Genomic DNA, 12,194 nt, shown 5'->3' on the forward strand with positions numbered 1-12,194 from the left:
GTCATATCAAGGCTCATTCAATTGTGGTAAATTCGTGGTAAATTAAATAATTTTCTATACTTCAAAGTGCTTGAAAGTATAGTGTTTATGCGGATAATCGCAAATTAGATATAAAATTTCTCTTAAATTGTATATAGTTAGTATGTACTAACTAGGAGGTATACATATGATGAGAGATATACTTGTGACTTTGTGTTCACTTGGATTTGTATGTATCAGTCAAAAAGTGAAGACACAATTAAAATATTATGCATACAGAAATCAGAAGGGACATTAATCTCTTCTGTTTTTTTTGATAAAATAGATACAAGGGAGGACTATATGATGAGGAAAGTATTATTTTTTGATATCGATGGTACATTGGCTATTCATGGACATATTCCAGAATCTAATAAGAAAGCGTTAGAAGCATTAAAAGAAAAGGGTTATGATACATTTATCTGCACAGGACGTGCACCTTATTATGCAGAGAATCTTTTTGGGAAACTGGTTTCAGGTATTATTTCATGTAATGGTCGTTATATCAGTTATAAGAGTGAAAAACTTCATGGTGTGCCTTTTACACCTGTTGAAGTAGAAGAACTAAAAAAGAAACTAGATAATCTAGGATGTGGAGGACTGTTTGTCTCTGATACATTCTCTAGCCCTTATCATCTAGAAGGAGATGTACTCACACATGTAAAGAAAGAATATGGTGAAGAACATATTAAAGACGAAGAAGGTACTTACTATACATGTGATTTCTTCTATGATACGTTAGAAAAGAGAGATACGATGATAGAAGCCTTTAAAGGAGAATGTGTGATTAATGATCATGGTGGTACTGGTTCATGTGATACATCTACCCTTGTCTTTGATAAAGGACATGCAATCAAGTATATTCTTGATCATTTCTCACTCACTAAAGAGGATGCCTATGCATTTGGTGATGGCTATAATGATCAAGCCATGTTTAGAGAAGTAGGACAACGCATAGCGATGGGAAATGGTGTAGATGTCTTAAAAGAAAAAGCAACTTATATCACTGATACAGTGGAAAATGAAGGAATCTATAAAGCTTTGAAACATTATGAGTTACTTTAAGCTTGAAATATGGCATAATAATCCGAGGGAGGATCACTATGAAACAAAAAACTGATTTTCAAACATTTATATCTTACTTTAAACCACATCGTCGTCTATTCTTTTTGGACCTTGCATGTGCGTTAATGATTTCTTTAATTGATCTCGCTTTTCCATTTGTCTCTAGATGGTGTATGTATACATTACTACCAAATAGTATTTATAAGACATTCTGGATGGTTATGATTATTTTCTTATTGGCTTATTTAGTGCGTTCATTCTTTACTTATATAATTTGTTATTATGGACATACATTTGGAATTCTTGTAGAAGCAGATATGCGTAAAGACTTATTTGAACATATGCAGTCATTAAGTTATGGTTATTTTGATAATAATCGTATTGGACAGTTAATGAGCCGTTTAACGACTGATTTATTTGATATCACAGAACTTGCACATCATGGACCAGAAGACTTATTCATCTCTACTGTGACTATTATTGGTTCTATTATTATCATGTTCACAATTGAATGGCGTTTAGCTTTAGTTATTGCGATTATGATACCTGTTTTCATACTTGTTGTATGGAAATCACGTCACTCTATGAGTGAAGCTTCAATTCGTGTTAAACAGAAGGTTGCAGTCATCAATACTGATATCGAATCAGGACTCACTGGTATGAAAACAGCCAAGGCTTTTGCGAATGAAACAATTGAACAACAGAAGTTCAATACATCCAATGATACATATAAAACATCTAAAAAACAGTTTCATAAAGCTATGGGACGATTTAATGCGATTATGGAATTCTTTATGTGTACATTATCACTTATCGTTATTGCGGTAGGCGGTGCTCTTATTATGCAGGGCAAGATGGATACAATTGATTTGATTACTTTTAGTTTATATGTCTCTACATTTGTGAATCCAGTACGTAAATTATCTAACTTTGCGGAATTATTTGCGAATGGGACTGCTGGTCTTCATCGTTTTGTAGAATTACTTAATACAAAACCTCAATTAGAAGATCGTCCTGATGCAAAAGAACTTACAAATGTATCTGGACAGATTGATATTGATCATGTCAGCTTTGCGTATGAAGAAGATAGAAATATCTTAACAGATATTGATTTACATATTCATCCAGGTGAAACACTTGCGTTAGTAGGGTCTTCAGGAGGAGGTAAAACTACTTTATCTCAGCTTATTCCTAGATTCTATGATGTTACTAAAGGGGCTATCTTAGTAGATGGTCATGATGTCAGAGATGTGACTCAAACATCATTACACAACAATATTGGTGTAGTCTCACAGGATGTCTTCTTATTTGCGGATAGCATTGCGGAAAATATCCGTTATGGTAAATTAGATGCGACAATGGAAGATATTATTGAAGCTGCAAAACTAGCAGAAATCTATGATGATATCATGGAAATGCCTGATGGCTTTGAAACTAATGTAGGAGAACGTGGTGTCTTATTATCAGGTGGACAGAAACAGCGTATTTCTATCGCAAGAATCTTCTTAAAGAATCCACCTGTACTTATTCTTGATGAAGCAACAAGTGCATTAGATAGTGTTACTGAAGCTAAGATTCAGGAAACATTTGATAAGTTATCACAGGGACGTACTACTATTGTGATTGCGCACCGTTTATCTACAGTTAAGAATGCAGATCGTATTGCGGTTATTGATGAAGGAAGAATCATTGAACTAGGAACGCATCATGAATTATTAGAAAATAATGGTGCTTATGCACAATTAGTACATACACAGGAATTAATGAAATAAGAAAACGACCTCGCGGTCGTTTTTATATATTTGAATTGTCATAAAAAAATACTTAAAAGAAAATGTATAATAATAAAATGTGTGATAATAAATGTATAATTGTGCAAAAAAATAGACATATTTTTCGATGACGAGTACACTTATAATTAATAAGCATTTTATGAATTTATACGATTGGAAGTATATAAAATATTAAAATAAAAGTTACTAACACTTTTAAATCTTATTTTATAAAAATATTTTTATAGGAGGCAAGTATGCAAGATAATTTTGAATATGTTCAACGTGGATTTCGTATCTTGGTAACATCTATGTCAGGTTACATTGGGCAGGAACTTAATAAGAAATATAAAGATGAGTGGTGGAAGGAAGTTCTGAATACTCTTGATGATCAATTTGATTTACCATATACAGGAGAATATGGGGAACTTATTGATTCTTTAGACATTGCTAATTGTATTAGATTAATAGATCGAAAATGGAATGATGTTTTTAGAAATATTCTACCTAAGGATTGCAGGACATGGGCAAAAGAATTGATGGGTGTGAGAAATACAGTCTCTCATATTGGTCAGCAAGATTTAGAGCAAGCAAAAGCTGAGCGTGCACTAGATACTATGTTTCTGCTATGTAAGGAAATTGATACAGAAGGTGCAGAAGACATTCGTAAACTGTATCAGGAGGTTCGAGATAAAGCTGACAGTAGTTGTAAACTACAATCATTAGAATTTAATGGGTTAGCTCAACCTGCATCAGATTCTAGAAGAGGCGAATTGACTGAAGGAAGTCTTTTGCAGATGGTTGGAACTGATGCTGTTGAGAAAACAACATTAACAAGAAAGGTTACCTATGGGGGTAAAACTGTAGTTTATCCAGTATATCGAGTTCGTCTAGATAAACTTTATTATAATGATCAAAATGATCGCATAGCAACGTGGATATCAAGATATGAATCTGAGAATGGTAAAGGTGCTTTAACTGTCCTTGATACAGAAAATTACAATCGAATTATTGAGAACTTTATCTGTGAGAGTAATTTAGATGCAATTCAAAAAACACAGAAAAATATAGCATTTATTGGTCAGAGAGAACCTGGTGTTACTTTGGCAGATGGTCGTATTGTAGATGGAAACAGAAGATTTACCTGTTTGCGACGTATTCAAAGGGACAGTGCGGAACCAGTTTATTTTGAAACTGTCATCATGGACATGGATATCCAAGAAGATAAAAAGCAGATAAAATTGCTAGAACTTGGTATTCAGCATGGAGAAGAGAAGAAAGTAGACTATGACTTGATTGATTATGCTGTTGGTACGTACAGAGATGTCGTTCAAACGAAATTGCTAACTATTGAAGAATATGCATCAAGTGCAAATGAAACTAAAACAAATGTAAAGAAAAGAATTGAAATTGCAGAAGTTATTAATGAATTTTTGAAATATATTAGATTATCTGAACAATATCATGTAGCTAGGGAATATCAGGTTTATAGTTTGTTTCAGGAGATGATAGCGCCATTGAAAAAACTAGATATTAATGAAAAGAAACAGCTTAAAATTATTGTATTTAATAATGCAATGATGAATGCAATGCCTGACCAAAGGAAATTTATCAGAGATATTAAGGCTTTAATTAATAGCGGTACTTATAAATCATATTTTGATGATCAAAGACGATTGGCAGATATAATTAGACATAAATACTCTACGACTACTATACGCTCAAAAGATGATGTGGACAGATTTGCACTTGAAAATAGTGCAATTAGAGAAGAACTACAGTCGTCTATGAATCGTGCATTAATGAAATCTAATTTTCAAGTTCAGAAGACAAAGCCGGCAGAAAAAGTTGCAGAAAGTATTTCATCGATGATGGAAGTAGATTCACGACTATTTGATAAACTAGATGTAGATGAGAAGGGAAAACTGAAATCTGAACTAGATGAATTAGTTCGTATAGTGGATAAGTTTAGAAGCATGCTTTAAAGGTGAGAGATATGGATATAAAATTATTATCAATTGATTCGATTGGGCTTTCTGTACGATCAACAAATGCATTACAGAATGCAAATGTGCATACTGTAGGGGATATGTTGGGATATACGGAAGAGACACTTTCGCAAGTAAGAAATTTAGGTAAAAAATCTATTAATGAAGTACTTATGAAAATCAAGTATTATAAGCAGTTAGATGAAAATGGTGGGATTAAGGAAAATAATGATGAAACGAAAGTTGTTATTCCAGAAAATTTTGATGAATGGGTAACAGTAGAAGATAATAGAAATATTGTTGTAGAATGGTTGACTGAAAAACAAATTCGTATAGAAAAGTTGGATTTGCTCAGCACTAGAGCTTATAATATACTGATGTTTGCTGGATTTGATTATTTATATCAAATTGCATTTCTCTCAATTGAGGAACTGATGAATATTCAGCTGATGGATAAAATATCGGCACATGACATTGAAAAGTTGACTTTGCGATTTATACGCGAATCCCTAAATGAGATATGTAGCTTTATTTCAGATAAAAGAGATATAGAAAAAATTAGAGTTCAATCAGTTGATGAAATGATTTCTAGACAGGAATACAGAGATATTATTCTGCAATATGTAAAGGTGAATGATGTAGAAATAATAATGATGGGTTTAACATATAGAGCAGAGAATAGGTTGATTAGAAATGGTTATAAGAATCTGAGTGATATTATTTTTAAAAGTCGTGCAGAATTATTAAAGATTCCATCTATGGGAAAAAATTCAGTTGATAATATTATTCAAAAGATTAATGCCTATTTAGAAAAGAATGAATCACGAATTAGGGCTTTTATTAGTGGAGATGAATCAGCATTATGGGATGATGAAGAAATTAAAAAAATGATTTTGAATTTATATTCAGAACTAGGTTTTAATGGCCTAACTTTGAATGAAATACTAGAAAGTCTTGAACTTCCAGAGCAGGTTACGGAGGAACGAGTGAAACATATTATTGGCATGCTTATTGCAGATAAGCAACTGGAGTATGTTGATTATCGTTGTTACCGTGTTTATGACAGATTTGAAGATGCATTAGAAAAATCTGATATTGATGCTCGAAGCAAAGAACTAATAAAGAGACGACTTCGAGGCGATACTCTTGAAGCAATTGGAAAGGATTGTAATCTTACTAGAGAACGTGTTCGTCAAATTGTAAAGCTTGGTATCAGTAAACTTAGAAAACAATATGTGAGTGATACTGGAATGAAGTTTTTTGATGAAGATTATTATAGACATCTATATGAAAACTACCAGTTTGACAAGAAAGATGGGGCAAAATGGCTGGGGATTCCAACATATGTTTGGAATTATTTGGAGCTAATAAATGTGAAACAAGGAAAAGAAAATCTGCAATCTGCACTAGATGATCATGATGGACTTGATTTAGGTTTACGCCTAAAAATAAAAAACTACTTGAATCGCAACAAATTATTTGTTGATGGCATGTGGGTGGACAAAAGTCGTTCTGCGCTTGAGGAAGTTGTGGCAAGAAAATTCTGTCAAAATGATGTGTCATTTAAAGAATTTTTTAATATTTATAATCAGTTTCTCCAGGATGAAGAGATTCCATATGATGAAAAAATCTATTATACTGAAGCAGTTTATAGAACTAGAAAAAATCGTTTAGCTGATGCTAGATTTGTTCTTTGGAAACAGAATGAACAAATTAGATTTTATGATATTGATGGACGAGATTATACTGAACTATTAGATGAGTTAAACCTTGCATCATATGAAAATATTGAATTATCAACTGTTAAACTTATGCGTGAACATCCGGGTATTATGGTAAAATATGATATTCGCAATCAATATGAGTTGCATAATCTGCTTAGAAAAATTGTTCCAGAGGGAAGTTATCACGATTTTCATTGTGGAAGGACACCAGAGATTAAGTTTGGGGAATTTGATAGGGATGCAGCTATCTTAGATATTCTTGCCGATAACGCTCCGATAAGCACGAATGATTTGGCTGAACTCATTAGTAAAGAATATGGATATGATCCATCAATCATAATGGGAGGATATCTAAAGAATTTTTCAGAATATTGCCACCGTGGTATTTATTCCGTTGACCAGAAGCAGATGAGTATTAAAAATAAAGAAATATTACAAAATGTTTTAACTAAGGATTTTTATTACATTGATGAAATAAGACAAATCTACAAAAATCTTATCTCAAATGCTAATGTTGAAGAAATTAATTCATATAATTTAAAAAGTATGGGTTTTCAAGTATATTCTAGATATGTAGTACAAAATCATCCGACTTTAGAAGAGTATTTTATTGATCTTCTTACAAGAGAGGATATAGTAGATTTAACTGAGTATAGAAAACGTTTTGTATATATACAGTTATTCTCTCAAAAACTTATGGAATTGAAAAAAAGTTTACAAGTCATTGAATTTGAACCAAATGTGATTATCAATATTAGAAAGCTTAAGCAAAAAGGTATTACTTTAGAAATGATTCAGGAGTATTGTGATGCTGTTTATGATTTTGTAGCTGATGGTGAATATTTTAGTTCTCAATCTTTGCGCAAAGCTGGATTTAAAACAGAACTTTATGATCTTGGTTTCTCGGACTGGTTTTATGGAAATCTGCTTATCTCTGATGATCGTTTCTCATTTGGTACAATGTTCGGTAATCTGATTCTGTATAAGGGAAAAGAGAATATTACTATCAAATCATTTGAGATGAATCGTATTCAGGAACATGGATGTATTGATACTTTTGACTTGATGAATGAATTAACCGATAAATATGGCTGTAGGATTTCAGATAAATCTCATATGCTTTATAAAGTTCATGGAACAGAATTGTACTATAATGAATTTCTTGATAAATTGTATGCAAATAAGGATGTATATTATAATGAACTTGAGAGAGGATGTTTCTAATGATAGAAAGAGAATTAATAGATAATCTTATTAGAGAAGTAGCTAAGTTAAAAAAACGAAATGAGCTTTCTAATACTGTTAGACCTGATTATTTTGAACCTGGAGAAATGGAATTTTTAGATCAATCCTATGGTGATTACGATGAGTCTACTGGAAGTATTGTGATACGATTTGAGTCAAAGGGAACACGTTATAATGGTCGAACTGAACAAATAGAAAAGGTAAAACTCGACGATTTTATTGAGGTAACAAGGGATAAAGAAAATAAGTTCAATTCCAATAATTTTTTGCTGTTGACAAAACGAGGCCGAGATGTGGGATGTATGCCTGTCGATTTATGTAACGCTATTGCACCTCTTTATGATAAAGGAAATTTGAGTTTTATCGAAGCAAAAGTAAGCTTCGTGGAGCCTATCTCGAAAAGAAGTAGGCATGCTAAGCAAGCAATGCTCTTTGTAGAACTGAAGTGCATCTTGAGCAAGTAAAAACATAAACTAAATTTATTTACACCTAATACACATATGTGTATAGGTACATTATTTCAAATAATTATATTTGAAATTAAGAAAACGACCTCGCGGTCGTTTTTTAAATAAAGTAATAAATTGTATTCATAACTCCAGCAAGGAGCATGACAAGAATAGGATCCCACTTATACTTAGTAAGTAATATAACACATATACCAAATATCACTACAAGATGGATCTTAAATGTATTGAAGCTTTCACCAAAGAAAGCAGTAGTAAGAATAGAGACACCTGCAGTCGCAATTAAAGCAACAACGGCTGGTCTTAACATCTTTAAAACACTCTGCAACTTATCCATATGTCGATATTTGAGATAGAAATAACTGATGATACCGACAATAATACATGAAGGTAATACACAACCTATAGTGGCACATATTGCGCCAGGAATGCCGGCAATCTTGATACCGACAAAAGTTGCTGAATTGACGGCAATAGGGCCAGGTGTCATCTGTGAAATAGATATAAGATCAGTGAATTCAGAGACAGATAACCAATGATGGGCTGTAATCACCTGCTGCTTAATAAGCGGCATAGCGGCATAACCACCACCAAAACTAAATGCACCCACCTGCAAGAAACTTAAGAATAATTGTAGATAAATCATGACTGTACCCCTTTCAAAGAATAAAGTAATCCAATCATGATACAAACAATAATGACTATCATGACATTAATATTAAATATATAGTTTGCGACAAAAGCCCCAATCATAATAACAGGATAAAGCTTATTTTTCTCTTTTAAGAGACCGCTACCCATTTCGAAGCATACAGATGCAATGACTGCACCGACTCCTGCCTGCATCCCTTCTAACATAAGAGATACAATCAGATTAGTCTTAAATATTTCATAAAAGACAGAAATAACAGATATGATTACAAAGGGAGGAATGATTGTAGCGAGTACTGAGATGAATATACCAAGCAATCCTGCCATCTTATATCCAACTACAATCGCCCCATTGACCGCAATAGGCCCTGGTGCACTCTGTGCAATAGCGACTAAATCTAACATTTCATCTTCATCAATCCACTTGTATTCATCGACAAACTTCTTTCTCATTAAAGAGACGATGACATAGCCTCCGCCAAAAGTAAAAGCACTTAAGTATAGAGTAGAAAAGAAGAGTTTCACTAATTTATTCTTCAAGATATTCACCTTCCTGTAGTCTGTATTATATCATTTCATTTATGAAAAAAACCAGTTTTTCAACTGGCTTAACATTCACACCCTACAAGTAGTCCACCTATTTCGGCATAATAAGTACATAGACCACCCATTGGATATACAATAATATCCGCATTTGGATAAAGTTCTAAAATCTTATCTCTGACATTATGTGCAAGTTTTAAATTATCTGCATGTGAGATACGTACCTTACCACCATGGTATCCAGCATCTTCAAGATGTTCAATCATAGATTTTACAACTTTCTTTTCACCACGACATTTACTGATCTGCTGAATAGTACCTTCTTCACTGGCTGTTGCGAAAATAGAAATATTTAATACACCAATCGCAGAAGCAACAGCTTTACTTACACGTCCATTCATCGCAAAGTTATGTAATGATTTTAATGCGAAGAACAATCTAGTATGATTAAGATAGTCCTGTCCTTTTTCTACAATTTCTTCAAATGGTAGATCTTCGTCAATCTTTTCTTTTAACTTTTCAATAAGTAATCTCATTTCAGGACCTGTAGATAAACTATCAAATACATGGACCTTTACATTTTCATTTTCTTCTTCATAAATGCCTTTGGCTGTCATGGCAGAATTATAAGTGCCTGACATAGCACCAGTTAAAGTAATAACGAATACTTCATCAAATCCTTCATAACAATCTAACCAAGACCCTACACTTGGACATGCAGTATGAGAAACACCTTTATACTTTGCAAGTTCTTCAGACATTAAATGTACATCTAGTTCCTGATTATCTACATAGTGCTTATTATCAGTAGAAATAGTGATTGGTGCGACTGCAAAATCAACGCCATTTAATTCCCACATATCACAAGATGAGTCAGCTACAATTTTTCTTTTCATGCGAAAAACCTCCCTATCAATACTATTGTAGTTTAAATTGTGAAATGATACAATTTACAAAGAGAAAAAATATGTAAATTTTTGTTCAGAGGTGCAGTTTATGGACGTAAATAAGAAAACACAAAGAAATAGATTTACAAGAATGTGTATAGGAGAAGCGATTGTAGAACTTATGAAGAGAGATTCTCTTGATAAGATTACAGTCAGCCAGATTGCGAAAAAAGCAGGTATTTCACGTATGACTTATTATCATTATTATGATTCTAAGGTGAATGCGATAGAAGACTATCTACGTGAGATTATTATTCAATATTTGACAGAAAATAAAAAACGTCCTAAAGAAGAACGTTTCATGGAATATTCACATATCTTGTTTTCAATAGAATTCTTTGATCAGTATGCGACATTCTTTATTATCATGGAAAGACAGGGACTTTATTCTGTATTAGTGAATGCAGTCAATCATTTCATGGTAGAACTCTATTCTGATCATAAAGATATGATTTATCGTGCGTATTACTATGCAGGTGCTTTACTCAATACATTTATTAACTGGGAAAAGACAGGAAAACTTGTTCCTGCACAGGAAGTAGCCAAGATGATTAGTGAAAGTGCACCAAAGATGCCTTAATTAATGTGGCATCTTTTTTTATAAAACCAACTCTTTTTAAATAAATTATCATAATGATTAATGCTTATCACGTAAAATATATTTTCATAACATGAATTGTCTGAAGATTATCTTTTATCTCATGATATGATGAATATATATGAGAGGAGGTATTATATGAGTATTGTTGATTTACATATGCATAGTTTTTATAGTGATGATGGTGAATATACACCTACGCAGTTAGTAGATATGTGTCATCAGTCAGGTATCCAGATTATGGCTATTGCGGATCATAACTGGATTAAAGCCAATAAAGAAGCATCTTTAAGATGTAAGGAATTAGGTATGACTTATATACCAGCCATTGAAGTAGATTGTACCTATAAGGGTGTGAATCTTCATGTGGTAGGATATGGTATTGATGATTCAGAAGAATTTAATAAGCTTGGTGAAAGTATTGAAAAACAGGAACAGGCATGTAGCTTAAAGAAACTAGAACTGACTAATGATTTAGGTTTTGAATTAGAGAAAGCACAATTAGATGCTTTGTCTTCTAATGGTGTATATACGGGAGAAATGTTTGGTGAAGCATTATTAAATGATCCACGTTATTTAGATAATGAATTATTAAAGCCTTATAGAGAAGGTGAGTCAAGAAGTGATAATCCTTTTGTGAATTTCTATTGGGATTATTATGCACAGGGTAAACCTTGTTATACAGAGATTAAGTTTCCTACATTAGAAGATACAATTAAATTGATTAATGAACATGGTGGAATCGCAGTCCTAGCCCATCCTGGTAATAACCTTAAAGGACGATTTGAATTATTAGATGAAATGGTAGAACTATGGTTACAAGGTGTTGAATGTTTCTCTAGTTATCATCCAGAAGAAGTAAATCAGTACTTCTATAATAAGGCAAAAGAATTGAGTATTCTTTATACTTGTGGGAGTGATTTCCATGGGAAGACAAAACCTTCTATTGAGTTAGGTGGACATCATAGTAATGTAGAAGAAGAGATAAAAGACAATTTGAAGAAGTATCATTTGATTTAGGAAATGAGTTGAGATTATGTATAAGGAACCAGTTAAGTGTTAAACCGCAAACTCTACCCATCTGATAACTGCAAATTATATTACCCTATATAATAATGTATTCTTATAGCGACCGCAGTTTATTTCAATCAATAAATCATAGATAAAGAAAAGATG

At 32.6% G+C, this 12,194-nt stretch carries 10 protein-coding genes; 7 read left to right on the plus strand and 3 right to left on the minus strand.

All coding sequences use genetic code 11. The annotated features are described in order from the left end of the window. Positions 1–324 precede the first annotated feature (324 nt). The 5 genes from H8909_RS11325 to H8909_RS11345 all read left to right on the plus strand — a co-directional run bounded on the left by H8909_RS11325 (position 325) and on the right by H8909_RS11345 (position 8,276). Positions 325–1,083: an HAD family hydrolase gene (locus tag H8909_RS11325; RefSeq protein ID WP_187012906.1), complete on the plus strand. Its 759-nt coding sequence runs from the start codon at positions 325–327 to the stop codon at positions 1,081–1,083. Between the two features lie 38 nt (positions 1,084–1,121). After that, positions 1,122–2,855, plus strand: a complete 1,734-nt coding sequence (locus tag H8909_RS11330; protein WP_022424937.1) for an ABC transporter ATP-binding protein — start codon at positions 1,122–1,124, stop codon at positions 2,853–2,855. Between the two features lie 257 nt (positions 2,856–3,112). Beyond that, positions 3,113–4,840, plus strand: coding sequence for a Swt1 family HEPN domain-containing protein (locus H8909_RS11335; RefSeq protein WP_255465896.1), 1,728 nt, complete (start codon positions 3,113–3,115; stop codon positions 4,838–4,840). An 11-nt stretch (positions 4,841–4,851) separates the two neighbouring features. Further along, positions 4,852–7,791, plus strand: a complete 2,940-nt coding sequence (locus tag H8909_RS11340; protein ID WP_187012908.1) for a DNA-directed RNA polymerase subunit alpha C-terminal domain-containing protein — start codon at positions 4,852–4,854, stop codon at positions 7,789–7,791. Beyond that, positions 7,791–8,276 (plus strand): HIRAN domain-containing protein, encoded by a 486-nt coding sequence (locus tag H8909_RS11345; protein WP_187012909.1) that lies wholly within the window; start codon positions 7,791–7,793, stop codon positions 8,274–8,276. Before H8909_RS11340 ends, H8909_RS11345 begins: the two co-directional genes overlap by 1 nt. Before the next feature lie 103 nt (positions 8,277–8,379). On the opposite strand, the gene H8909_RS11350 is transcribed toward H8909_RS11345, so the two are convergent. Genes H8909_RS11350 through H8909_RS11360 form a run of 3 tightly spaced genes read right to left on the minus strand, consistent with a single transcriptional unit; the run spans position 8,380 to position 10,369 of the window. Beyond that, positions 8,380–8,925, minus strand: coding sequence for a chromate transporter (locus H8909_RS11350; protein ID WP_117458895.1), 546 nt, complete (start codon positions 8,923–8,925; stop codon positions 8,380–8,382). Next, positions 8,922–9,479, minus strand: a complete 558-nt coding sequence (locus tag H8909_RS11355; protein WP_187012910.1) for a chromate transporter — start codon at positions 9,477–9,479, stop codon at positions 8,922–8,924. Before H8909_RS11355 ends, H8909_RS11350 begins: the two co-directional genes overlap by 4 nt. Positions 9,480–9,538: 59 nt before the next feature. After that, positions 9,539–10,369: a DegV family protein gene (locus H8909_RS11360; RefSeq protein WP_187012911.1), complete on the minus strand. Its 831-nt coding sequence runs from the start codon at positions 10,367–10,369 to the stop codon at positions 9,539–9,541. A 100-nt stretch (positions 10,370–10,469) separates the two neighbouring features. Between H8909_RS11360 and H8909_RS11365 the strand changes: the two genes are divergently transcribed. After that, the gene (locus H8909_RS11365; protein WP_187012912.1) at positions 10,470–11,000 is read left to right on the plus strand and encodes a TetR/AcrR family transcriptional regulator; all 531 of its coding nucleotides are present in this window, start codon (positions 10,470–10,472) and stop codon (positions 10,998–11,000) included. Positions 11,001–11,156: 156 nt separating this feature from the next. After that, positions 11,157–12,038 carry a PHP domain-containing protein gene (locus H8909_RS11370; RefSeq protein WP_187012913.1) on the plus strand — a complete coding sequence of 294 codons (882 nt, stop codon included), beginning with the start codon at positions 11,157–11,159 and terminating at the stop codon, positions 12,036–12,038. The last annotated feature ends 156 nt before the right edge of the window (positions 12,039–12,194 follow it).

This window comes from Catenibacterium faecis (genome assembly GCF_014306455.1).
Classification (GTDB): domain Bacteria; phylum Bacillota_I; class Bacilli_A; order Erysipelotrichales; family Coprobacillaceae; genus Catenibacterium; species Catenibacterium mitsuoka_A.